This is a genomic window from Sorangium sp. So ce375 (genome assembly GCF_051473855.1).
Classification (GTDB): Bacteria; Myxococcota_A; Polyangia; order Polyangiales; family Polyangiaceae; genus Sorangium.
Genome location: NZ_CP150335.1, coordinates 2,513,625 through 2,536,626 on the forward strand (window position 1 = coordinate 2,513,625; position 23,002 = coordinate 2,536,626).

The following is a 23,002-nucleotide window of genomic DNA, read 5'->3' on the forward strand; positions in this document are numbered from 1 at the left end:
GGCGCGCAGGATGAGGTGGCCCGTGAACATGCGAGAGCTCGTGAAGGACCTCGAGGCCCGCCGGGAGCAGGCGCGGCGGATGGGCGGGGAAGAGCGGGTGGCGAAGCAGCGCGCCCGCGGGAAGATGACGGCGCGGGAGCGGCTCGCGGCGTTCTTCGACGACGGCGTGCACTTCGAGGTGGGGATGCACGGCACGCAGATGGGGCTCGCGGCCGGGCCGGACGGGGGCGACCGGCCACCGGCCGACGCGGTGGTCTGCGGGTTCGGCAAGGTCGACGGGCGGATGGTGTGCGCGGCGGCGTACGACTTCACCGTGAAGGGCGGCAGCATCGGGCAGACGGGCGAGGAGAAGGTGACCCGGCTGCGGCAGATGGCGCTCCGCGGTCGCTGGCCGATGGTGTGGTTCATCGACTCGGGCGGGGCGCGGATCGATCCCGGCTCGATGCACCCGGACAGCATCTCGCTGTTCGCCGGCACGGGGCACCTGTTCCGCGAGCAGGTGCACATGAGCGGCGTCGTTCCGCAGGTCGCCGCGATGGTGGGGCCGGGCGCCGCGGGCACCGCGTACATCCCGGGGCTCGCGGACTTCGTGCCGATGGTCAAGGACATCGGCTCGCTGGCGCTCGGAGGCCCCGCGCTCGTGCGCGCGATGACGGGCGAGGACATCTCCGAGCAGGAGCTCGGCGGCAGCAAGGTGCACGCGACGAAGAGCGGCGTCGGGGACGCGGAGTACCCGAGCGACGCCGACTGCGTCGCCGCGGTGAAGCGGTACCTCTCGTTCTTCCCCTCGAGCTGCGACGAGGAGCCGCCGCGCTTGCCGGTCACGGATCCGATCGATCGGCGGGAGGAGTCGCTGCTCGACCTCCTGCCGGAGAGCCCGCGGCGCGCCTACGACATGCTGAAGCTGATCGACGCCATCGTCGATCACGGCGAGCGGTTCGACCTGAAGCCGCGGTGGGCGCGCTCGATCATCACCTGCCTCGCGCGCATCGGCGGCCAGCCGGTCGGCATCGTCGCGAACCAGCCGACCCAGATGGGCGGCATCCTCGACGTGGACGCCTCGGACAAGGCCGCGCGCTTCATGCAGATCTGCGACGCGTTCAACATCCCGCTCGTGTTCCTGCAGGACGTGCCGGGGTTCATGATCGGCTCGAAGGTCGAGCACGAGGGGATCATCCGCCACGGGGCGAAGATGCTGCACGTGATGGCCGCGGCCACCGTGCCCAAGATCACGGTGGTCGTGCGCAAGGCGTATGGCGCGGGCTATTACGTGATGTGCGGGCGCGCGTACGAGCCGGACCTCATCGTCGGCTGGCCGACCGCGGAGATCAGCGTGATGGGTCCGGAGGGGATGCTCGGGATCGCGGCGAGGAAGCTGTTCGGCGACGCGCCGCCGCCGCCCGAGGTGAAGCAGGGGATGGTCGACGCGATCCAGAAGAACATCGACGTGATGAAGGTCGCCGGGTGGGGGCTCATCGACGACGTGATCGATCCGCGGGACACGCGCAGGGCGATCGCGTGGGGGCTGGAGCTCGCGCGGAAGAAGCGGGTGGAGCGGCCGGAGAAGAAGCGGGGGATCCTGCCGGTGTAGGGCGCGCCCGGGACGGCGTGCTCCGTCTCAGGGTGTCCCTGGCGCGTTCTGGTGTGTCCCTGGCGCGTCTGGTGTGTCCCTGTCGGGTCTCGAACTGTCCCTGGCGCGTTCTGGCGTGTCCCTGGCGCGTCTTGGCGTGTCCCTGGCGCGTTGAAGGAGTGTCCCTGGCGCGTCTTGGCGTGTCCCTGGCGCGTTGAAGGAGTGTCCCTGGCGCGTCTTGGCGTGTCCCTGGCGCGTCTTGGCGCGTTCCCACCGCACCGACGCGTGGTCCGGTTCCTTCGCTCTACTGGTCGTGATCCTCGTGCTCCGTCGCCTTGCTGGCCTCGGGCTTCGGCGTCGGCACGGCTCGCGGCGGGGCTGCGTAGAACGGCTCCGGCGCGCTCTTCACGCGGAGGAGCGTCGTGTTCTTGGCGGGGACGACGGCGGTGTACGCGTCCAGGTCGAGCTCGGTGCCAGGCTCGTTCGCGTGCAGCGTGGCCGTGACCTCGTAGAGGCCCTCGCGGGTGAACGTGTCGTCGGGGCAGACCTCGCGGAGGAGGAGCGCGACGTCGCTCGATGCGCCGGGCTTCAGCGTCTTGAACAGGTCGCGCGGGATCGCCCCCGTCGGCGGGGCCGCCGCGCACACGGCCTCGCCGTTCGGGCCGGCGACGTGGAACTCGAGCATGCGAGGCCGGATGGCCACGGTCATGGGGCGCTTGCCCGCGTTCCTCGCGCTCACCCGGACGACGATCGAGCGAGGGCTCGCCGCGTCGGACCAGGGCTCGCTCGTGAGCTCCAGCCGAGGCGCGTTGGCGTCCACGATCGGCTCGCTCCGCGGACCGGCGCCGCGGTCCTTGTCCGACGGAGCGCGCTTTTCAGCGTCCTCGCCAGCTGGCGTGTTCGCGGGCGTCTGAGCCGCCTTGTCGCTGGGCGGTTGAGCCGTCTTGTCACCCTGGGGCTCAGCCACCTTGTCGCCCTGGGGCTGAGCCGCCTTGTCGCTGGGCCTTTGAGCCGCCTCACCCTGGGGCTGAGCCGCCTTGTCGCTGGACGGTTGAGCCGCCTTGTCGCTGGACGGTTGAGCCGCCTTGTCGCTGGACGGTTGAGCCGCCTTGTCGCTGGGCGGTTGAGCTGTCTTGTCCGCCGGAGAGGGCGGCTCGGCGCCGCCCGCGTCGCTTGCGGCGGCCTCCTTCGGAGGCAGGCCGTAGCTCAGCACGACGGTGGGCGCCGCGAGGCCGACCGCAGGGGCGAACGCCGGCGGAGCGTCGGTCGACTGCGCGGCGAACGGCGCCGCCGGCGGCTTCTTCGACCACTTGGGCGGCGGACCCCAGCCGTACCAGGTCCGCACCACCGAGCCGCCGGCGAGCGCCGCCTCGTCCTTGCCGAAGCAGAGCAGGCGCGGGTCGAAATACTCCATGTACGACTGACCGGGCGCGAGCAGCAGCGCGCGCCGCTCCGGGAAGCCGCTCGGCTTGAGCCCCGCGGGCGCGGCGCAGCGGACCGTCTTCTTCGTGCGCTTGTTCAGCGTGTCGATCTCGAAGCGCAGAAGCCGCACGTCGGCCGGGATGCGCATCGGCCGCTCCCCCTCGTTGTCGATCCGCAGCATCCACGGCCCGTGAGGCGACGGCGCGATGAGCCACAGGCGCGCCGGAGAAGGCGGCAGCGGCGGCTGCTCGGGCGCCTTCTTCTTCGCGCCCGCCTTGGGTCCGCCGACGTTCGCCTTGGGCGCGGCGACCTTGCTCCCCGCGGGCGTCGGGGCGGCGCCAGCCTTCGGCCCCTCCGCGGGAACGGCGGAGCCCGTCCCCTCGGTCTGCTGCGCGGGGCTCGACTTCTCCTCGGCGAGCGCGGGGCTCGGCGCGAGCCCCAGCACGGCCGCCGCGGCCGGAGCGATCGAGGTGAACAAGCAGGCGATCCGGACGAGACGTGTGCGCATGGAGGATCCGTTCGGGAGCGAACGCTTCCGCTTTCTTTCCGGGGGCGTCAACCTTAGCGTAGCCAGCGAGCCCGGCCTCCTCCGGAGCGCCCGGGCGCTCTCCCATCGCTCGAAGCGTGGTCATGCGCGGCCTGTACGCCATCGTCGACACCGACTCGCTCGCGCGCCGCGGGCTCGATCCGGCGGCGTTCGCCGAGGCCGTCCTCGACGCGCGCCCCGCCGCCATCCAGCTGCGCGACAAGCGGGGCGGTGCGGCGCACACGCTCTCGCTCCTCCGCGCGATCCAGCCGCTCGCGGCGCGCGCGGGCGTGCCGCTGTTCGCGAACGACAGGGCGGACCTCGCGATCCTCGCCCGCTGCGACGGCGTCCACGTCGGCCAGGACGACCTCCCCGTGCCCGCGGTCCGCAGGCTGGCGCAGCGCGCTTCCGTCCCGCTGCGCGTCGGGCTCTCGACCCACACGCCAGCGCAGATCGAGGCCGCGCTCCGGGCGCCGATCGAGCGCCGTGATCCCTGCGATTCCCGCGATTCCGACGGTCCTCTCGATCACCTCGATTACGTCGCGATCGGACCTATCTTCGCGACCTCGAGCAAGGAGCGGCCGGACGCCGTGGTCGGCCTCGAGGGGCTCGCGTCGCTGCGCGCCCTTGTCGAGCGGACGCGCCCCGGGCTACCGGTCGTGGCGATCGGCGGCATCACGCTGGAGCGGGCGGGCGAGGTGGGCGCGCACTGCTCCGCCGCCGCGATCATCGCCGCGCTGCTGCCGGAGCAGGGCACGCCCCTGCCGCGCGCCCTCGACGAGGTGAGCGCGCGGGCGCGGGCGCTCCAGCAGGCGCTCGCGCGGGCGGGCGCACGCGAGGCGCCGGCGGACGGGGGCGCGCGATGAGCCTCACGCTGCTCGCGGCGGCCGCCGCGGCGGTCGTCGCGACCGTGGGCTACATGGCCGCGCGCCGCGAGCGGGAGGCGCTGGGAGGGGACGGCGGCGAGCGAGCGCGAGACGCGCCCGCGGCGCCCCCGGAGGACGCGTTATGGCGCGAGCTGCCGCTCGCGCTCGGCGACGTGGTCCTCGCCGGGAGCGAGGAGCGCTGGCTCGCGGGCGCGATCGTCGCGCGCGAGCGCGGCGAGATCGTCGCCGCGGTGTTCCTCGCGCCCGAGGGCGCGACGCAGGGGGCGGTCGTGGCCTTCCCCGCGCCTCGGCGCGAGATCCTGTGGCTCGCGCCCGCGGCGGCCGACTCGCCGAACGAGCCGCCGGCGACGCTCGAGATCGCGGGCACGACGATGCGGCGGCGGGCGCGGCTGCCGGCGGCGCTCGAGCGCCTCGGGCAGGGCGCGCCGTCCGTGGGCGGCGCAGGGATCATCGCCCTGTACGAGGGCGCCGGGCACGACGCCGCCGTGGTGCTCGCCAGCGAGGGGCAGATCCACGCGTGGGCCGGGCGGCGCATCGAGGACGGCGGATACGAGCGGCTCGGCGCAGGCGGCGAGGGCTGACGCCGGCCCGCGCCGCCTCGCGGGGGCGCGCCGCGCCTGCCGTGGGCGGCGCCCGTCAGCCGACGACGCTGCGCAGCTCCGCGATCAGCGAGGCCATGGCGAGGCTCGGCGAGGCGTTGCGCTCGAGCTGCGTCACGGCGCGGGCGACCGCCGCGTAACGCCGGGCCGACAGGCCGGCGCGGCGCGGATCGGACGCGACCGCGCCTCGGGCCTCGCGGGCGAGCGCGGCGCTCAGCGCGCGGAGGTCGTCCTTGAGGGCGCCCTTGTCGCGATCCACGGACTCCGCGAAGGCGACCGCGGGCCCGAGATCCCGGGCGGCCGCGGCGTCGAGGACGCCCTTCACGAAGGCGTCGCGCGAGGCGGTCTGCTCCTCGTCCGCGAGCTCGAGCGCCGTGGACGCGCTGCCGGCGGCGAGCTCGACGGCGAGGTCGTGCCGCGCCTCGGGCACGCCGCGATCGCGGAGGATGCGGCGGACGAGGGTCTCGGGGAGCGGGGCGAAGCGCACGGGCAGGGTGCGGGAGCGGATCGTGTTGAGCAGGCGGTCGCCGCGCGAGGTCAGGAGGATGAAGTGGGTGCCGGCCCGCGGCTCCTCGAGCGTCTTGAGGAGGGCGTTCGCGGCGCCGACGCTGAGGTCCTCGGCGTCGCGGACGATGAACACCCGGGCGCGCCCCTCGTGGGGCGGATAGGCCGCGTGGGCGAGCACGATGGCGCGGATCTGGTCGACCGAGATCTCGGTCAGCTCGTCGCGGCTCCGGCCGATGACGGCGGCCGGGTAGAAGTTCTTCGCGACGAACTGCACGTCGGGGTGGAGCGGCGCCGCGGGGCGCCCCTCGGAGCGCGCGGCCGCGCGCCGGCACGCGTCGCAGCGGCCGCAGCCGAGCGGATCGCCCCCGGTGCAGACGAGCGCCTGCGCGAGGGCGACGGCCGCGAGCTCCTTGCCGACGCCCGGCGGGCCCTCGAAGCGGTAGGCGTGGTGCACGCGGCCCGTCTCGAGCGCGCGCACGAGCGTGCCGACCGCGGTGTCCTGGCCGAGGATGTGGGAGAACGGCACGGCCCGCTATCTAGCACGACCGGGGCTCGACCTGGTCCCGGCTCGAGCGCGAGAGGCCGCCCGGCGCCGGCCCACGCCGCGATCCGGCGTCCTCGTAATCGTCATTGCGCGCGGCGGTGATAGGTTGCCGCGTATGCGCGTCCTCGTGCTCGGTGGCACTCGATTCATGGGTCATTTCCTGGTCTATCGCCTGCTCGCGGCGGGCCATCAGGTCACGCTCCTGAACCGCGGCGTGACGCCCGACGCGTTCGGCGATCGCGTCGCGCGGATCCGTTGCGATCGCGCCGCCGGCGATCTCGCGCAGGCGCTCGGAGGCCGCGAGTTCGACGCCGCGGTGGACTTCACCGCGTACACGGCCGCGGACGGCCGCGCGGTGATCCAGGCGCTCGGCGGCGGGCGCGTCGGCCATCACGTGATGATCAGCACCGGCTCGGTGTACCTCGTCCGCGAAGGCTGCCCGCGGCCTTCGCGCGAGCGCGACTTCGATGGCCCGCTGCTCCCGGAGCCCGCGGACGAAAAGGACCGCGAGGCGTGGTCTTACGGCGTGAACAAGCGCGGCTGCGAGGAGGCGCTCGCGGCCGCCTGGCAGAGGGATCGCTTCCCCGCGACCTTGCTGCGCATCCCGATGGTGAACGGCGAGCGCGATCCCCACCGCCGGCTCGAGCGGTACATCGTGCGCACGCTCGACGGCGGCCCGCTGCTCGTCCCGGACGGCGGCGCGCACCCGGTGCGGCACGTCTACAGCGGCGACGTCGTGAGGGCGATCGTGAAGCTGCTCCTCGTTCCGTCGACCTTCGGCCAGGCGTACAACCTCTGCATGGACGAGACGCCGACGCTCGCGGAGCTGCTCGAGCTCATCGCCTCGCTGCTCGGCGCGCCGGCGCGGCTCGCGCCCGTCTCGTCGGCGGCGCTCCTTGCCCGCGGCATCGATCCGGTGGCGATCTCGCCGTTCAGCGATCGCTGGATGTCGGTGCTGGATCCTGCGAAGGCCAAGGCGGAGCTCGGCTTCCAGCACACGCCGCTCCGGCGCTGGCTGGAGTCGGTGATCACGTCGCTGCTGGCGAACCCGCCCGCCGAGCCGCCGGACGGCTACGAGAAGCGCGCCGAGGAGATCGCGCTCGCGGCGCAGCTCGCCGGCGGGGCGGCGGGTGGAGGTAGAGAACGCTGACCGTCCGCGGGCGCGTTGGCCCGCGGGGGACGGGAGGGCGGGCGGGCGCTTTCGTCGAACCGGCGCCTGCCTTCCTGCGGACAATCGAGTCGGACGGAGGGAGATCTCGCGATGCAGGATGTGCAACCCAAGCGGGTCCTGGCGGCCATCGACGCCTTCCTGAGCACGCCGCTCGACGCGGCGCTGTCGCGGCACCGTGAGGCCGATCCGGCCGAGCGCGCGCTCGCGCTGTTCCACGAGGTCGCCGCCGCTGTCCCTGCGTACCGTAGCTTCCTCGCGGAGCACGGCGTCGATCCGGCGGCCGTCCGGACCCCCGCGGATTTCGCGGCGCTGCCGGTGATCACGAAGCAAAACTACGTGCTCCGGCACCCGATCGCGGACCTGTGCCGCGGCGGGCGCGTCGAGCCGTGCGACATGATCGCGGTCTCCTCGGGCTCGACCGGGAAGCCGACGTTCTGGCCGCGCTCGGTCACGGACGAGCTCCCGGTCGCCCGGCGCTTCGAGCAGGTGTTCCACGACAGCTTCCGGGCCGACGCGCGCCGCACGCTCGCGGTCGTGTGCTTCGCGCTCGGATCGTGGGTCGGCGGGATGTACACCGCGGCGTGTTGCCGTCACCTCGCGGCGAAGGGGTATCCGATCACGGTCGTCACGCCCGGCAACAACAAGGACGAGATCTTCCGCGTCGTGCAGGATCTGGGGCCTGCGTTCGAGCAGGTCGTGCTGCTCGGTTATCCGCCGTTCCTGAAGGACGTCATCGACACGGGGCGGGCCCGGGGCGTCGACTGGGCGCCTCTCCGGATCAAGCTCGTGATGGCCGGGGAGGTGTTCAGCGAGGAGTGGCGGAGCCTCGTCGGCGAGCGCTCCGGGTCGACGTCGCCCTGCTACGACTCGGCCTCGCTCTACGGGACGGCGGACGCCGGCGTGCTGGGCAACGAGACGCCGCTCAGCATCGCGGTCCGCCGCTTCCTCGCGGGCAGGCCGGACGCCGCGCGCGCCCTGTTCGGGCAGGACCGGCTCCCCACGCTCGTGCAGTACGACCCGGCGGAGCGGTTCTTCGAGCAGCGCGAGGGGATGCTCTTCTTCTCGGGCGACAACGGCGTCCCGCTCGTCCGTTATGCGATCCTCGACAGCGGGGGCGTCACTTCACACGCGGACATGATGGCGGCGCTCGCCGGCTTCGGCTTCGACCCGCGTCGGGAGCTCGACGGGGAGCGCGGGGCGCGGGAGCTGCCGTTCGTCTATGTGTTCGGGCGCTCGGATTTCACGGTGTCGTACTTCGGGGCGAACATCTATCCGGAGAACGTGGTCGTGGGCATCGAGCAACCCGGCGTGAAGGAGTGGGTGACCGGGAAGTTCGTGCTGGAGGTGCGCGAGGGCGCGGACAGGGACGTATTCCTCTCGGTGGTGGTCGAGCTCGCGCCGGGGGAAGGGGAGAGCGAGGCGCGGCGCGAGGCGGCGGCGCGGTCGATCGAGGAGCACCTCGTCCGGCTGAACAGCGAGTTCAGGAGCTACGTGCCAGCGGGGAAGCGGGCGCCGCGGGTGACGCTGAGGGCGGCGGGAGATCCGGAGTACTTCCCGCTCGGGGTGAAGCACCGGTATACGAGGAAGCCGGGGGGGTGAGGGCGGCGGAGACGGAGATCAGCCTTTTCGGCGGGCGGGGCCCGCGCAGCGGAAGCCGAGATTCTCGTTCTGGTACGTTGGCCTGTAGCCGATCCGACTGGCTGCGCGCAGCCACTTGGGCCCATCGATGAACGAGCCGCCGCGCGCTGTCCGCGCTCCTTTCCCCGCATGTTGATCCGCTCCATCCCGCGGCGCGTCCGGGGACGTTGTCGTATCAAGCCATCGACATTCGTCCCAGGTCCACTCCCAAACGTTTCCGTGCATATCGTACAGATTCCACGGGTTGGGCCTTTTCTGGCCGACCAAGGCCACTCGGCCCGCGCTGTTCTCTGCGTACCAAGCAAAAGCCGGTAAATTCCAGTCTTCGTCGCCGGAGAAATAATGAGTTGTTGTCCCGGCGCGGCACGCATATTCCCACTCTGTTTCCTGTGGTAGCCGAAATCCATCTGCGTCCTGCGCCCAAACAGTGCTGTCGGGAGTTGTCGTGTAGCACGGCTTTCTCCCCGCCAGCCTGGATAGCGCATTGCAGAACTCTATCGCGTCTACCCACGTGACGTTGGTGACCGGGCTGCTCGCACTCATCCCTCGGGCAGCGCTGCCTAGCACCACCGCATACTGCCACTCGGTCACGGGCGTGGCTGCGAGCGAAAACGACGCGACCTTGGCGTGATGCCGAGGTCGCTCCTTCTCGTAAGCTTCCGGATCTTCGTTCGGGCTGCCCATCAAGAAGTCGCCTCCGGGGATGTTCACCCATGGCAAGAGCGCCTCGAAGAAGTCGCTTTGGTACGATATTTGTTGAGGATGAAACCGGTCGAGAATTTTGACAGCTACGCAGCGGAATGTTCCACGCTCTTCGAAGCGCTCATGGAACGCTCCGGAAACCGGGTGCTTTGGCCATATCAACATCCAGCTTCCGACGACGACCGTCTGCTCGGGCTGCTGTGCGACATGGGTGACCTCCGTCACGGTCCATTCAGTGATTATCAACGGACCTTGGACGCGCATCGCTCGTGGTTCCAGGATGGCCTGCTCTATGGCGCGTTTAATCAGGCCGCCATTCTCCAGATCGCGCCGAACCGCGTGGAGGATTTCGCTCTGTGCCCGAGCGCCTTCTAGGAACTTCTGCAGCACACTCCCTTCGCTCACCGTCGCACTCCGGAGCGCGTCGCAGAAGGCCTGAACGTCGGGGAACCGCTCCGAAGCCTCGAACTCGATCGCTCGCTCCAGCACCTCCCGCACCGCTTCGCCGCACGGAAGCTGCTCGAGCACGCGCCCCGGATACCTCATCATGATCGGTGGCAGCTCCGCCCCGTGCAGGCAGAACACCGCCGTCATGCCGAGCCCGTACACGTCCGCGCGCGCATCTGCGTCCTGCGGGCGGTGCATGAGCTCCGGCGCCGCATAGAGGAAGGTCCCCAGCGCGCCGCTCCTCGTGCCCCCCGTCGTGTCGCGCCGCCACACCAGGTCGAAATCCGTGATCCGCGGCAGCCCCTCCCCGTCGAGCAGGATGTTCGCCGGCTTCACGTCCCGGTGCACCAGCCCGCGCGCGTGCGCGAACGAGATCGCCTCTCCAGCGCCGAGGAGCATCGGAATCACCCGCTCTAGCGGCAGCCGCTTTCCGACGACCGCGCTGTGCACGTCCTCGCCGTGGACGAGCTCCATCACGAAGTAGTGCCAGCCGCTGTCTTCGCCCTTCGGTTCCAGGATGCGCACCACGCCGGGGTGATCGAGCTCCGCCATCGCGCGCGCCCCCCGGAAGAACCGTTCCCGTCGGCTCTCGTCGCCAGCGAGGTTCGGGTGCAGCACCTTGATCGCCACCGGTCGATAACCTCGCCCCGCGTCGAGCGCGCGCCACACGGTTGCGAACCCCCCGCGGCCGATCCGCTCCAGCAGCAGGTACCGGCCGTCGTTGAGCTCCTCGCCTACGTGGAGCTGGCCGCCTTCCCGGCGCTTGCGCCGGAGGTCGACGATTTCTTGGTCCACCTCCGCGGTGCTCGCGCCGGCGGCCGTCAGCCTCTCCCGCCGCTTCCGCGCCGCGGCGATCTGCCTGTCGATCGCGCGGCGACCCTCCTCGGCCTCACGGCGAGTCGCGGCGAAGGCGCTCGCCGGCGCTGCCCCGGGGGGCGCCGCCTCCGGCCGCGCGCTCGCGGCTGCTTCGTCGAGGGCCGCGCGGATGCCCTCGACGACATCCCTCCACGCTTCATCCGGGTTGGCCCAGCTCGTCACCGCCACACCGTCCCGCGGCAGGGCCTGGAGCTCCGCGAGGACGGTGCCCTCCAGGTCGCAGGCGCGCACCAGAACTGGCACGACGCGCACTTCCCCGCGGCGGTGCCGCTCCAGCGCGCTGCCAAGCTCCCGCTCGTAGCAGCTGTCCGAGGCGAGGAACGCGTTGCTCACCAGCAGCAGCACCACGTCGGCAGCAGCGAGCTCCGCCGCGATCGACGCGTCGAGCACCGCGCCAGCGCCGAGCCGGCCGCGGTGCCACGTGCTCACCAGGCCCTGCCGCTTGAGCGTGGCGAGGTGCGCCTCGAGCGCTTCGAGGTGCGGCCGATCCGCAGGAGCATAGGAAATGAAGACGTTGACGGCCATGCGCAGAGGGCGTCGCTGGAGCGGCGAGCTCGCTCGCATCTCGGCCGCCCGCTCCGCGCCGATCAGGCTAACAGAACCAGAGGCGGCGCCGGCCCTCGACAGCGCGGCGGCAGCTCCCTCGCGCAGCGGTGAGGCGCCCGCTCTCTCTCGCTGGTAAAGGGCTGCCCGGACCCATGCTCAACACCTCTCCCCCGCTCGTCATCCTCGGCTGCGGCTTCACCGGCGCGGTGGTCGCCACCCTGCGGAGGGCGTCCGGCGGCCGCGTCATCGCGACGACGCGCTCGCCCGAGCGCGCCGCGGAGCTCGCGCACGCTGGCATCGAGGTGAGCGTCCTCCCGGCGCTCACCGCCGAGGCCGTCGATCGGCTCGTGAAGGACGGCGCGGACGTGATCGTCGCCTTCCCGCCCGACGGCGCGACCGACGCCGCGATCGCACCTTCCCTCGGCCGCGCGCGCGCGATCGCGTACGTCTCGTCGACCGCCGTGTACGGCGGCGCGACGGGGCGCATCGACGAGTCGACGCCCACGTCGGCCGACGGCCCCCGCGCGGCGGCGCGCCTCGCGGCCGAGGACGTGTACCGCGCGCGCGGCGCCGTGGTGCTGCGCGCCGCGGGCATCTACGGCCCGGGCCGCGGCCTGCACCAGCGGCTCTTGCGCGGCGACTTCCGCATGACCGGCGAGGGCGATCAGCAGGGCAGGAACGTCGTCTCGCGCATCCACGTCGAGGACCTCGCGCGCCTCGCGCTCGCGGCCCTCGAGCGCGCCGCCCCCGGTGAGGCCTTCCTGGTGGCGGACGACGCGCCCGTGCCGCAGATCGAGGTCGTCCGCTGGCTCTGCGCGCGCCTCGGCCTCGCGCTGCCGGCCGGCGCGCCGCGGGAGGAGCTGCACGAGACGCTCCGCCACGATCGCGCCGTGGACAACGCGAAGATCAAGCGCACCCTCGGCATGGCGCTGCTCTACCCGAGCTACCGAGAGGGGTTCGAGGCGTGCCTGGCCGACGAGTCCGCGGCGCCGGCCCCCGCCGCGAGCGAGCGCGCCCCGCGGCACCGCGGGTGATCGGCGCGCGCCCGCCGCGGCAGGGGCCGAAGGAGATGGTGCTTCCGGCGTTGAAGTAGCTGTAGCGGTCTCGCAGCGCGGCAGTGCCGCGGCGCAGCAGCGATCGAGGCGTGAATGCGGGTCTCGCTGGGAATGTGCTCCGGACTCGAACCGCGAGCTCCGGATACCATCGCGTGTGCGAAAGTCGGGCGTCGACCGGATCGAGGGACACGACGACCCCCGGGGCCGGTGAAGGAGTATTGGATGAAGCTTGGGTATTGGATGGTGCTTGTGCTTGCGGCCGCCGCGGTGGGCGCGGGCTGCGGTGATGACGAAGGCGCAAGCAGCTCTGCCGGGCCGGGAGGCTCGGGCGGGGCTGGCGCCGGAGGCGGAGGCGCAGGAGGCGGAGGCGCAGGAGGAGAGGGCGGCTCCGGCGACGGCGGGAGCGGCGGACAGCCCCCGACGCCGCGGTGCGAGCCGTCGGACCCCGCGCTGGCCGACCGCGACGCGGACGAGCTGTACGCCGCGGAGGAGGTCCCGCGCTTCGACTTCTACCTTCCGGAAGAGCGCTGGGCAGAGCTCAAGAAGAACGCCCGCGACGAGCAGTACGTCGAGGCCGAGGCCTGTTTCAAGGGCAAGAGCCTGGGCGTGGTGGGCCTGCGCTTCAAGGGCGGTTACGGCACCCTGGACATGTGCTTCGACGGGGAGGGAAACCTCACCTGCCCGAAGCTGAGCATGAAGGTGAAGTTCGACGAGGTCGTCGACGGTCAGCGCTTCTACGCACAGAAGCGCCTGAACTTCCACTCCATGATCTGGGACCCGACGAGGCTCCACGAGCGGATCGCCTACGGTCTGTTCCGGGAGATGGGCGTTGCCGCCCCGCGGAGCGCGTGGGCCACGCTGAACGTCAACGGCGAGTCTCAGGGGCTCTTCTCGATGGTCGAGGACGTGGACGGCCGCTTCCTGGAACACCACTTTCCCGAGGGGCCGGACGGCGATCTCTACAAGGAAGCGTGGCCGCTCGCGGACGACGCCGGCTACTACGCGGAGCGGATCGAGACGAATGAAGACGTGGCGACGCACGAGCGCTTCATCGCGTTCTCGACCGCCCTCGCGTCCGCCGAGGGCGCGGGGCGCCTCACCGCGCTGTCGGAGTGGACGGACGTCGAGCAGCTGCAGCGCTACATGGCCGTCGACGAGGCGATCGTGAACTGGGACGGCGTCACGACCTATTACGCCAACGAGGCGGGCGTCGCCGCCAACCACAACTTCTACTTCTACGACGAGCCCTCCTCGGGCAAGTTCCGCCTCATCCCGTGGGACATGGATCAGACCCTCGGCCCCAGCACCTATTTCGGCCACGTGCCGCGCTGGACCGGGACGCCGGAGGACTGCAGCGCCTTGGTCCCGGTGTTCATGGGCTCCGAGCACGTGCGCCCGCCGGGCTGCGACGTCGTGTTCTCCGCGCTGAACCAGGACGCAGCGGGCTACAAGGCAGCGCTGCAGGCGCTCTATGAGGGCCCGTTCAGCGAGGGGCGGCTCGAGGAGCAGGTCGACAAGTACGCGGCGCTGATCCGCGCCGCCGTCGAGGAGGATCCGCTCGGGCCCGGGCTCGCCGGGTGGGAGCCGGCGGTCGAGCGCCTCAGGAACGAGCTGCCGATCCTGCGAGAGCGCCTGGGGCGCTTCGCCAGCGATACGCCCCTCGCGCCCTTCTCGTTCACCGCGACGGGGATCAACGATTTCGAGGCTGCGGACACGCTCGGGCTGTACGTCGGGACGGTGCTCTCCACAAACAACGCGTCGAGCGCCGTGCAGGGCCTGACGCAGGAAGATCCGCTGAACGGCGCGCAGAGCATGCTCCTCCGCTTCGACTTCCGCGATGAGGCGTCTCCCTGGGGGCAATACGTGTACTTCGGGGTGCCGCTCGCCGAGGGCACGGTCGACGTGACGGCGCTCGAGGGGGTCCGCTTCTGGGCGCGGGCGGAGGGGGCGCGCGGGATGCGCTTCGACGTCGAGAGCCCGGCGCAGAGCGAAGGCCTCTCGGGCGTCCGCCACGGCTGGGACGTGCGGCTCACCGCGGAGCCGACGCTCATCGAGCTCAGGTTCGCCGACATGGCGCTCCCCGGCTGGGCCATCGATCAGGGGCGCGACCCGGGCGACGACGTGAACGACGTGCTCCGGTCGATCGTCGGCCTCTCGTTCAGCGCGGAGATGAACGGCGTCCGCGCGAGCGGCTTCCTCGGCAAGGACAAGGTCGACTCGGGCACCATCGAGATCGACGACGTCGAGTTCTTCGGCCCGACGTCCGAGTCACCTTGAACGGCTGATAACGACGGATACGGAGGCCCGGAGCCGAGCGCGCCGGGCCTCCACCTCTCACGGCACGAGCCGGCGGGCTCCTCTCCGGCGGCGGAGCCCGAGGCTCACGGCGAGGAGCAAGGCGGCGACGCCGCCGGCAGAGGGCGCGTCGCCGCCGAGGCTGCAGCTGCAGCCCGACGACTCCCCGCTGCCGCTCGCGTCTCCGCCCGCGCCGGTCGAGGGAGCCCCACCCGAGCCCGACGCGGCGTCGCCCGAGCCGGCCGAGGCGGCCACGTCGAGCGTCGGACCCGCCGCCGTGGTGGTGGCAGGAGGCGGCGGCTCCTCGGCGCACATGCCGGCCACGCACCGCTCGCCCGCGGGGCAAACGACGCCGTCACAGAGGTCGACGCACGTCCCGCCGCGGCACGTGGTGCCGGCGCCGCACGCGACGTCGGCGCACGCGGCCTCGACGCACCGCCCGGTCTCCGCGACGCAGCGCTCGTCCGACGGACAGCCACGGCAGCCGCACTGGACCACGCAGACGCCGCTCTCGCACACCTCGCCGGCGCCGCACGTCACGCCGTCGCACGGATCCAGGCAGCGATCGCCGCGGCAGGTCTGGCCGTGCGGGCACACAACGCCGTGACACGGGGCGCGGCACACGCCGTCATGGCACACCTCGCCGACGTCGCACATCACGTCGACGCAGCTCTGCTCGACGCACAGGCCCTCCACGCACACGAGCCCGGACTCGCACGGGAACTCGGCCGAGCCGCAGCGGTCCACGCAGCGGCCGCGGCTGCACACCTGGTTCTCCGGACAGGGCGCGTCCTCATCGACGATGTCGTCGCAGTCGTTGTCGACGCCGTCGCACTGCTCGGCCTGGCTGCCAGGCTCGATGATCGGCGTGCAGATCGCCTGTCCCTGCGCGTCGCAGTCGGAGACGCCCAGGCGGCACGCGCCCACGTTCTCTTTGACCTCGCACGGCTGGCCGGCCGAAGGGCACGTGATGCCGGAGAAGCGGAACAGGAAGTCTTCGTAATCGAGGTCGTTGCCGTTGACGCCCGCGGCGCCGTCGGCGTTCTGGAAGTCGAGATCCTCGAACCCCAGGTAGAACGTGTTGGCGAGCTGGTTCGACCTGTAGATGAGATCCGAGTACCAGGGCCCCGGATCCTTGCACTCCGTACACTCCACGTTGAACCGGTGCTCGGTGTAATGGTACTGCGTGGCGTTCCCGTTGCCGGTGCCGTTCGGGTTGGGGATCAGCACGAAGCCGATGAGGCCGCCCGCGTAGGCGGGGTTCTCCCGGATCGAGACGGCCGTCAGCTCGCGCTTCTCGATGGGCGGAAGAGAGCCCGAGAACGGAAAGAGGATCTGGATATCGCTCTCCGGCGCCGGTGTGCTGAGGTTGGTGGTGGTGTCGACAGGGACGTACCGCGGCGGGTCGCCGCTGTCGCGGCCATCGTCGACGTTGTACCAGCCGACCGCGAAGTTGGCGCCGCCTCCCTTGTCGATGTACTTGCCGCTGAACTCGCAGAGCGGCGAGAACACCTGGGGCTCCACCGCGGCGTCGGCCACGACGTCGATCATCTCGTCGAGGCTGTCGTTCTTCGCCGAGCCGTTCAGCAGGCCGCTCAGTCGGTCCGTGACCACGGGGATGACGGTGCCGTTCGGCTGTGCCACCTCGGCCCGCGCCGCCCCGCTCGCGCCGAGCGTTGCGAGGAGGGCCACATGCCACGAGAGAGCAGACGGTTTGCTGAAGGTCGACCAGCGCATAGGGCTTCTCCTTCCGAGAGGACAAGTGAGTCCGGATCGCAAAGTGGACGCGAACTTCGCTCGTCTGTCCAGGTCGCGCGCGCGCCCGCTCGAACCAAACAACACCGATGTGGATGACCGGCCCACGTGAGAACACCCTGTGTCTGTGCGCGCGAAGACGGGTGATCCCGCTTTTCCGTGCGCTGGGAGATGGATGATGACGGGGGATGACGCGTGACGACGAGCGCTCGCGCGGCGCCGGCTCTTCGCCTTCCGCGTTCCGTGGGCCAGGCGTCTGTCAACGCAGCGAGCCGGCAGGCTCTGCCGTGTCACGTTGCGCCGACGGCGGCGGCGCTCACGCCGCGCCGTCGGCGCGCGCCGTCCGGGCCGAGGCGCTCAGCCTTCGGGTTCTTCGCGCTTGCGCGCGTGCGCCGCCAGCTCGCGGACGAGCTCCGGCACGCCCTCGCCCGTCGCGGCGCTGACGAGGTGGAGCTTCACCTTCGCCTTCGCGAAGCGCGCCTTGAGCTTCGGGTAGGCCTCGCGCACCTCGGTCAGATCGGCCTTCGTCAGGGCGACGATCTCGGGGCGCTCCGCGATCTCCGGGCTGAACTTCTTGAGCTCCTTGCGGAGCGCCCGGTAGTCGGCGAGCGGCTCGCGGCCCTCCCCGGGGTCGAGCGTCACGAGGTGGAGGAGCGCCCGCGTCCGCTCCACGTGCCTCAGGAACTGGATGCCGAGCCCGACCCCCTCGCTCGCGCCCGGGATCAGCCCCGGGATGTCCGCGATGACGAAGCTCGAGCCGCCCGACCGAACGCCGCCGCCGATCTCGACCATCCCCAGGATCGGGGTGAGCGTCGTGAACGGGTAGTCGCCGATCTTGGGCCGGGCCGCCGAGACGGCCGCGACAAAGGTGCTCTTGCCGGCGTTGGGGAAGCCGAGCAAGCCGATGTCGGCGAGCACCTTCAGCTCGAGGCGGAGCTCGCGGGCCTCGCCCGGCTCGCCCGGCTCGGCGCGCCGCGGCGCCCTGTCGTGCGGCGACTTGAAGTGCAGGTTGCCGCGGCCCCCCTTGCCGCCGTGGGCGACGATGACCCGCTGGCCGTGCTCGGTCACGTCGGCGACCAGCTCACCGCTCTCCGCGTCGAAGATCTGCGTCCCCACGGGGAGCTTCTCGACCCGATCGGCGCCGGCGCGCCCGTGGCAGTCGCTCCCCATCCCGTGCTCGCCCCGGTCGGCCTCGAGCGTGCGCGCGTAGGTGAAGTCGAGTAGCGTGGACAGCCCTTCGTCGCCGACGAAGACGACGTCCCCGCCGCGGCCGCCGTCGCCGCCCGCGGGGCCGCCGAACGGGATGTACTTCTCGCGACGAAATGCGATCGCTCCATTGCCGCCATCCCCGGCGATCACCTTGAGACGGCATCGATCGACGAACCGCATGACGGCGGCTCATAGCATACAATTTAGGAAAGACCCCAAAGCGGAAGGACGCCCCGCGCCTCGGGCCGCCCGCCGGACCGCTCGCCCAGGAGATCCCAGGTGCCCGCTCGAATCCTGATCGTGGACGACAACACGAGCCTCGCCGGAAACCTCCGCGAGGTCCTCGAGGGGGCGCGCGAGCTCGACGTGGAGGTCGCCCTCGCGCCCAACGGCAAGCAGGGGCTCGCGGCCGCCCGCCGCGACGGGTTCGACGTCGCGGTCGTCGACGTCAAGCTCCCGGACGCGAGCGGCCTCGAGCTCATCGCCCCGCTCCGCGCCGCCGCTCCCCACGGCGAGATCGTCCTCGTGACCGGCTTCGCGACCGTCGACGCCGCGATGGCCGCGCTCCGCGCCGGCGCCTTCGCCTTCATCCTCAAGTCGTTCCGCCCGGAGGAGCTCATCTCCACGGTGGCCCAGGCGATCGAGAAGATCTCGCTGAAGCGGGAGCGGGAGGAGCTCGAGCGGCGGTACCGGGCGATCGTCGACGCGGCCGACGTGCTCATCCTCGGCCTGAACGCGGGCGGCAGCGTCGCCCTCTTCAACCCGCGCCTCTCCGCGCTGACCGGCGTGACGGGCGACGCCGCGCTCGGCATGGCGTTCTGCGAGGCGCTCGTCGACGAGCCCGATCAGCGCCGGTTCAACCAGTCGTTCCTGAGCGTGGTCGAGGGCGACGCCGCCGCCGAGGTCGAGGTCGGCCTCCGGGACGCGGTGGGCGCGATCCGCCGCGTGCGATGGCACCTCTCCGGCGTGCGCGGCGGCGGGCGCGGGGGCCGGACCGATCTCGTCTACGGCATCGGCATCGACGTGACCGAGCGGCGCGCCCTCGAGCGGCGGGCCGCCGACGCCGAGGCCCTGAACGCGATGGCCCCGCTCGCCCTCGGGCTCGCCCACGAGATCAGGAACCCGCTGAACGCCGCCGTCCTGGAGCTCCACTTGCTCAGCCGCGGCATCGACCGCCTCTCGGACGAGGCGATCCGGGAGCCCATGAAGCGGCGCGTCGGCATCGTCGAGGCGGAGATCGCCCGCCTGGGCCGGCTCCTCGGCGAGTTCCTCGAGCTCGCGCGTCCGCGCGCGCCCCACCGGGAGCCTGTCGACCTGGCCCGCGTGGTGCGCGACGTGCTCGACCTCGAGGAGGAGGCGTTCGCGAGCCACCGCGTCGAGGTCGTCCGCGACCTCGCGGACGACTGCTTCGCGCTGGGCGACGTGGAGAAGCTGAAGCAGGTGGTCCTGAACCTCGTCGTCAACGCGCTGGACGTGATGCCCGACGGCGGGGTCTTGCGGGCGTGCGCGTCGGGCGACGCGCACGAGGTGTGGCTGTCGATCGGGGACACCGGGCCGGGGATTGCGCCGACGATCCTCGCCGAGATCTTCGATCCGTTCTTCACCACGAAGGCGGCGGGCACGGGCCTCGGGCTCGCGATCGTCCGGAAGATCGTCGACCAGCACGCGGGCCGTGTGGATGTCGACGCGCACGCCGCCGACGGCACGACGGTCCGTGTGAGGTTCCCCCGCTTCGTCCCCGAGCCCGTAGAGCGCCCGGCCGCTTCGTCCCCGCCTCGCGGGGCGGGAAGCTGACGGGGCGACGCGCGTCGCCGAGCGCTCTCGTCGCCCGGAACGCGCGTCGCCGAGCGGCGTTCACCCGCACAGGAGACGGGCCCAGATCGGCGTTTTCGGCGCGCAGGCGTACTCACGTACGCCGAGCACCGAAAACGTCGAGGTGGGCCCGTATCCGCAGCGGGTGACCGCCGCTCTAGCCGACGATACGCATCGGGGGCTTCAACGGGAGAGGGGGCTTCGAGCCCGGGGCGGAGGGGATCGCGGAGGGGGCCGGCTTGGGCACCTCGCCCTCGAGGGCGGCGAGCGCGACGAACAGCCGGTCCATGCCGTAGTCGAGGGCCACCTCGCGCTGGAAGACGTGGGCGACCTTGATGAGGCGCAGCGACGTCTGCTTGCCGAGGTCGATCTCGCGCTCGAGGAACGCCTCGAACGAGCCGTACCCCTTCGCCTGATACAGCTCCTGCTGCTGGATCTCGGCGAGCACCACCCCGATATCGAAGAAGCCCTTGTCGAGCCGCTTGCGGAGCGTGCGGATCTTCTGGGTCTGGTTGTGGAGCTCGGCGATCTTCGCCTTGATCTCCTCGGCGCCGCTCGGAACGCGAATGGTCGCCCGCGCGCTGCCAGGAGGCGCCGGCTCGGCGGCCCGGGCCCGCGCCTCGGCGGCGTGCTTCGCGGCGTGCCGCGCGGCCCAGGGCGCAGCGCCACGGAGCCCGAGCTTACGCTTCGACGCGCTCGACGCCGATTTCGAGTCTTCCTTGATTACCGGATTCACGGGTTTCGCAAGCTGCGCTTCTGCGCCCCCCTTGGCGCTCGAAGAGGCCTTCTTCTTCATACCCGTCGCCTTCTCGGAGCTGCCCTGCTTTGTGATCTTCGGCATGTCGCTGCGTCCCCCGCTGGGTACGAGATCGTCGCGGCCCTTCGCCACAAGCGCGCGCCGCCCGCGCGCGGGCAGTAAAGACCCGCACGGCTGTCAAGCCCAATTGGCTCGACAAGTCGTCGCCTTACCAAAAAATCGACCACCCCGTCCACTAAGTTTCGGGGAGGCTCCTCGCTTTCCCGAAGGGCAGCATGACCCAAGATCGGCCCTGGAGCCAAAAGCAGCGAACATCGCACGCTATCGGACCTCCCGAAAGCGGGTCGCCGGGCGAGCAGCGGCCGCGTCATGTCGGCCAGCGTCATGTCGGCCACATCGACCCACAGCCGCTGCCGGCGGGCTCGGCGCCGCAGCCCCGCGGACGTCGCGCCCACGGCGCCTCTCGCGCGCCGGCCGTCGGCCGGTCGGTCATCTCGCGTCATCCCGCGCTCCAAGCGCAGGGGTGGGTCGTGGTAGATCGCGGTGTATGAGCTCTCCGCCTGCCGGTCGCGGCCCCACCGATGACGTCCCCCCGGCCGCGGTCGCTGATGCGCCGCGTCGTGTGAGCGACATGCCGCGAGGCGCCGCGAGCAGCCGGATTGCCGTGGTGGTGAACGGTAACGCCAAGAGCGTGACGGCGGAGGTGATCGAGACGCTCGATCAAATCCTTGACACGGGGGATCTGTTCGTCTCGCGGCGGGTGGAGGAGAGCGAGGGCATCGCGCGGATCCTCGTCGACCGGGGTTACGGCACGATCCTCACGGGCGGCGGCGACGGGACGTTCACGGTGGTGGTGACGGCGGTGGTGAACGAGGCGAAGCGGCGCGGGCTGCCGCTGCCGCGGTTCGGGCTGCTGCGCCTGGGGACGGGCAACTCGCTGGCGTGGGTGCTCGGCGCGTCCGGGGGCGCGGGCGCGAAGCCTGGGCTCGCGGTCGACCTCCAGCGGCTGCGCGCCGAGGCCGGGAGCCGGAACCTCCGGCTGGTGGAGGCCGAGGACATCCTGTCGCCGTTCTGCGGCTTCGGGATCGATGCGGTGATGCTCCGCGACTACAACGCGGTGAAGTCGGCGCTCGCGCGCGGCCCGCTGAAGCGGCTCGCGCCGGGGCCGGTGGCGTACGCCGTCGCCGCGACGACGCGGACGATCCCGAGCTACCTCGTGCGGCGCACGCCGCACTGCCGCATCATCAACGAGGGCAACGACGCGATACGCGTCGGCGAGAAGGGGGCGATGCTCGGGGCGCCCATCAAGAAGGGCGGCGTCATCTACGAGGGGCCGGCGAAGATCGCGGCGCTGTCGACGATCCCCTATTACGGCTTCGGCTTCCGGATGTTCCCCTATGCGGATGATCGCCAGGACCGGATGCAGCTGCGCGTGTCGGTGGTCTCGCCGTTCACGTTCGTGCGGAACTTCTCGAGCATCTGGAGCGGCGAGTTCGACGACCTCGAGACGGTGTTCGATTACTTCGTGGATGAGGTCACGATCGAGATGGACCCGGTGACGAGCTTCCAGATCGGCGGCGATGTCCGCGGGGAGCGATCGCGGGTGCGCGTGCGCCTGACCGAGCCGATCCGGATCGTGGATTTCTACGCGCCGCCGCGCGGGTAAGGCTCACCGGTCCAGCTGGGCGCGAGGCGACACGGGTTGGGCCAGATTGGTTCGACTCGCGTCTTGTCTCTGGCGCATGATGGCACAATAGGGCGCTTCGGATACCTCCCGCTGCCCTGACCGCCGGGATTTCGTGGGATGTGCAGGCGGCGAAGAGCTGGCGCATCACTTGCTCTGGCTCTGTGCCATGAACATCAATCCGACCATTCTTCGTTCCGGGTCTGTGGGAATTGCCTCGCTCGCGCTCCTCCTCGGCGCGGTGTCGATCGGCACTGGATGTGTCACGGAGGTGACGACCGAGGGGGAACGCGGTGAGGGGACCGACGAGGGCGCGCTCGAAGGCGAGGAGGCCGAGGCGGCGTGTGAGATCGGCGAGTCCCGGAGCTGCACCCTCAACGGGATCGGCGGCTTCGAGCTCTGCGAGGACGTCGAGGGGGAGGCGACCTGGACCGGGTGCCAGGAGGGCGGCAGCGCGGCCAGCACGCCGCTCGTGCTCTCGTTCGAGCAGCGGCCGATCGAGTACGTGACCTCGATGAACGGCGCGTTCGATCTGAGCGGGCTCGGGGCCACGATCGCCACCGACTGGCCGACCGCGGCGACGCCGTGGCTCGCGCTCGACCGGGACGGCAACGGGGCGATCGACGGCGGCGAGGAGCTGTTCGGCTCGGCGACGGTGCTCTCGAGCGGCGCCCGCGCGGACAACGGGTTCACCGCGCTCCGCGAGCTCGACACAGACGGAGACGGCCGGATCACGGCGCGGGACGAGGCGTGGTCGCGGCTCGTGCTCTGGAGCGACCGCGACGCGAACCGCGCGTCGAGCGCGGGCGAGCTCGAGCCGCTCGCGTCGCGCGGGCTCGTCGCGATCGAGCTCTCGTACGGGCGCGATCGGCGCTGCGACGGGCGCGGCAACTGCGAGATCGAGCGCGCCTCGTTCACGTTCTCGGAGGGCGCCTCGACGCGGACGGGCGCGGTCGTCGACGTTCACCTGCGCTGGCAGTGACGCCGCCGCGAGGGCGGG

The 23,002-nt window shown here is 71.6% G+C and carries 16 protein-coding genes; 10 read left to right on the forward strand and 6 right to left on the reverse strand.

Annotation, left to right across the window (positions count from 1 at the left end; translation table 11 throughout):
- The first annotated feature begins 28 nt into the window (after positions 1–28).
- A complete protein-coding gene (locus WME90_RS09670) occupies positions 29–1,591 on the forward strand; it encodes an acyl-CoA carboxylase subunit beta (RefSeq protein WP_437283588.1) in 1,563 nt (520 codons plus the stop codon).
- Positions 1,592–1,874: 283 nt separating this feature from the next.
- Here WME90_RS09670 and WME90_RS09675 read toward each other — a convergent pair whose 3' ends face one another.
- A complete protein-coding gene (locus WME90_RS09675; RefSeq protein ID WP_437280792.1) occupies positions 1,875–3,500 on the reverse strand; it encodes a hypothetical protein in 1,626 nt (541 codons plus the stop codon).
- A 122-nt stretch (positions 3,501–3,622) separates the two neighbouring features.
- On the opposite strand from WME90_RS09675, the gene WME90_RS09680 reads away from it, so the two are divergent.
- Both WME90_RS09680 and WME90_RS09685 read left to right on the forward strand, forming a co-directional pair.
- Positions 3,623–4,384, forward strand: coding sequence for a thiamine phosphate synthase (locus WME90_RS09680; RefSeq protein ID WP_437280793.1), 762 nt, complete (start codon positions 3,623–3,625; stop codon positions 4,382–4,384).
- The gene (locus WME90_RS09685; RefSeq protein ID WP_437280794.1) at positions 4,381–4,986 is read left to right on the forward strand and encodes a hypothetical protein; all 606 of its coding nucleotides are present in this window, start codon (positions 4,381–4,383) and stop codon (positions 4,984–4,986) included. Before WME90_RS09680 ends, WME90_RS09685 begins: the two co-directional genes overlap by 4 nt.
- A gap of 55 nt (positions 4,987–5,041) precedes the next feature.
- Here the strand turns inward: WME90_RS09685 and WME90_RS09690 are convergent, their stop codons facing one another.
- Positions 5,042–6,037, reverse strand: a complete 996-nt coding sequence (locus tag WME90_RS09690) for an ATP-binding protein (protein WP_437280795.1) — start codon at positions 6,035–6,037, stop codon at positions 5,042–5,044.
- A 133-nt stretch (positions 6,038–6,170) separates the two neighbouring features.
- Between WME90_RS09690 and WME90_RS09695 the strand changes: the two genes are divergently transcribed.
- Complete coding sequence (locus WME90_RS09695; protein ID WP_437280796.1) at positions 6,171–7,205, forward strand: NAD-dependent epimerase/dehydratase family protein; 1,035 nt, start codon at positions 6,171–6,173, stop codon at positions 7,203–7,205.
- 111 nt (positions 7,206–7,316) lie between these two features.
- The gene (locus WME90_RS09700) at positions 7,317–8,825 is read left to right on the forward strand and encodes a phenylacetate--CoA ligase family protein (protein ID WP_437280797.1); all 1,509 of its coding nucleotides are present in this window, start codon (positions 7,317–7,319) and stop codon (positions 8,823–8,825) included.
- An 18-nt stretch (positions 8,826–8,843) separates the two neighbouring features.
- Here the strand turns inward: WME90_RS09700 and WME90_RS09705 are convergent, their stop codons facing one another.
- Positions 8,844–11,453: an SUMF1/EgtB/PvdO family nonheme iron enzyme gene (locus tag WME90_RS09705; protein WP_437280798.1), complete on the reverse strand. Its 2,610-nt coding sequence runs from the start codon at positions 11,451–11,453 to the stop codon at positions 8,844–8,846.
- Between the two features lie 134 nt (positions 11,454–11,587).
- Between WME90_RS09705 and WME90_RS09710 the strand changes: the two genes are divergently transcribed.
- The gene (locus WME90_RS09710; protein WP_437280799.1) at positions 11,588–12,469 is read left to right on the forward strand and encodes an NAD-dependent epimerase/dehydratase family protein; all 882 of its coding nucleotides are present in this window, start codon (positions 11,588–11,590) and stop codon (positions 12,467–12,469) included.
- Positions 12,470–12,712: 243 nt separating this feature from the next.
- Positions 12,713–14,767 (forward strand): CotH kinase family protein, encoded by a 2,055-nt coding sequence (locus tag WME90_RS09715; protein ID WP_437280800.1) that lies wholly within the window; start codon positions 12,713–12,715, stop codon positions 14,765–14,767.
- 57 nt (positions 14,768–14,824) lie between these two features.
- On the opposite strand, the gene WME90_RS09720 is transcribed toward WME90_RS09715, so the two are convergent.
- Positions 14,825–16,522 carry an MYXO-CTERM sorting domain-containing protein gene (locus WME90_RS09720; protein WP_437280801.1) on the reverse strand — a complete coding sequence of 566 codons (1,698 nt, stop codon included), beginning with the start codon at positions 16,520–16,522 and terminating at the stop codon, positions 14,825–14,827.
- 375 nt (positions 16,523–16,897) lie between these two features.
- Positions 16,898–17,929, reverse strand: coding sequence for a GTPase ObgE (gene obgE, locus WME90_RS09725; protein WP_437280802.1), 1,032 nt, complete (start codon positions 17,927–17,929; stop codon positions 16,898–16,900).
- A gap of 99 nt (positions 17,930–18,028) precedes the next feature.
- On the opposite strand from obgE, the gene WME90_RS09730 reads away from it, so the two are divergent.
- Complete coding sequence (locus tag WME90_RS09730; protein ID WP_437280803.1) at positions 18,029–19,543, forward strand: ATP-binding protein; 1,515 nt, start codon at positions 18,029–18,031, stop codon at positions 19,541–19,543.
- Between the two features lie 175 nt (positions 19,544–19,718).
- Here WME90_RS09730 and WME90_RS09735 read toward each other — a convergent pair whose 3' ends face one another.
- The gene (locus tag WME90_RS09735; RefSeq protein WP_437280804.1) at positions 19,719–20,402 is read right to left on the reverse strand and encodes a hypothetical protein; all 684 of its coding nucleotides are present in this window, start codon (positions 20,400–20,402) and stop codon (positions 19,719–19,721) included.
- A 580-nt stretch (positions 20,403–20,982) separates the two neighbouring features.
- Between WME90_RS09735 and WME90_RS09740 the strand changes: the two genes are divergently transcribed.
- On the forward strand, positions 20,983–21,984 hold the full coding sequence (locus WME90_RS09740) for a diacylglycerol/lipid kinase family protein (RefSeq protein WP_437280805.1): 1,002 nt from the start codon (positions 20,983–20,985) through the stop codon (positions 21,982–21,984).
- A gap of 223 nt (positions 21,985–22,207) precedes the next feature.
- A complete protein-coding gene (locus WME90_RS09745; RefSeq protein ID WP_437280806.1) occupies positions 22,208–22,984 on the forward strand; it encodes a calcium-binding protein in 777 nt (258 codons plus the stop codon).
- The last annotated feature ends 18 nt before the right edge of the window (positions 22,985–23,002 follow it).

What these genes read in the sequence shown, in the direction of transcription:
- WME90_RS09700 (WP_437280797.1), top strand. Translation starts at nt 7,317, where the DNA reads ATGCAGGATGTGCAACCCAAGCGGGTCCTGGCGGCCATCGACGCCTTC.
- WME90_RS09675 (WP_437280792.1), bottom strand. Translation starts at nt 3,500, where the DNA reads ATGCGCACACGTCTCGTCCGGATCGCCTGCTTGTTCACCTCGATCGCT.
- WME90_RS09705 (WP_437280798.1), bottom strand. Translation starts at nt 11,453, where the DNA reads ATGCGAGCGAGCTCGCCGCTCCAGCGACGCCCTCTGCGCATGGCCGTC.
- WME90_RS09715 (WP_437280800.1), top strand. Translation starts at nt 12,713, where the DNA reads ATGAAGCTTGGGTATTGGATGGTGCTTGTGCTTGCGGCCGCCGCGGTG.
- WME90_RS09720 (WP_437280801.1), bottom strand. Translation starts at nt 16,522, where the DNA reads ATGCGCTGGTCGACCTTCAGCAAACCGTCTGCTCTCTCGTGGCATGTG.
- WME90_RS09695 (WP_437280796.1), top strand. Translation starts at nt 6,171, where the DNA reads ATGCGCGTCCTCGTGCTCGGTGGCACTCGATTCATGGGTCATTTCCTG.
- WME90_RS09735 (WP_437280804.1), bottom strand. Translation starts at nt 20,402, where the DNA reads ATGCCGAAGATCACAAAGCAGGGCAGCTCCGAGAAGGCGACGGGTATG.
- WME90_RS09685 (WP_437280794.1), top strand. Translation starts at nt 4,381, where the DNA reads ATGAGCCTCACGCTGCTCGCGGCGGCCGCCGCGGCGGTCGTCGCGACC.
- WME90_RS09680 (WP_437280793.1), top strand. Translation starts at nt 3,623, where the DNA reads ATGCGCGGCCTGTACGCCATCGTCGACACCGACTCGCTCGCGCGCCGC.
- WME90_RS09670 (WP_437283588.1), top strand. Translation starts at nt 29, where the DNA reads ATGCGAGAGCTCGTGAAGGACCTCGAGGCCCGCCGGGAGCAGGCGCGG.
- obgE (WP_437280802.1), bottom strand. Translation starts at nt 17,929, where the DNA reads ATGCGGTTCGTCGATCGATGCCGTCTCAAGGTGATCGCCGGGGATGGC.
- WME90_RS09710 (WP_437280799.1), top strand. Translation starts at nt 11,588, where the DNA reads ATGCTCAACACCTCTCCCCCGCTCGTCATCCTCGGCTGCGGCTTCACC.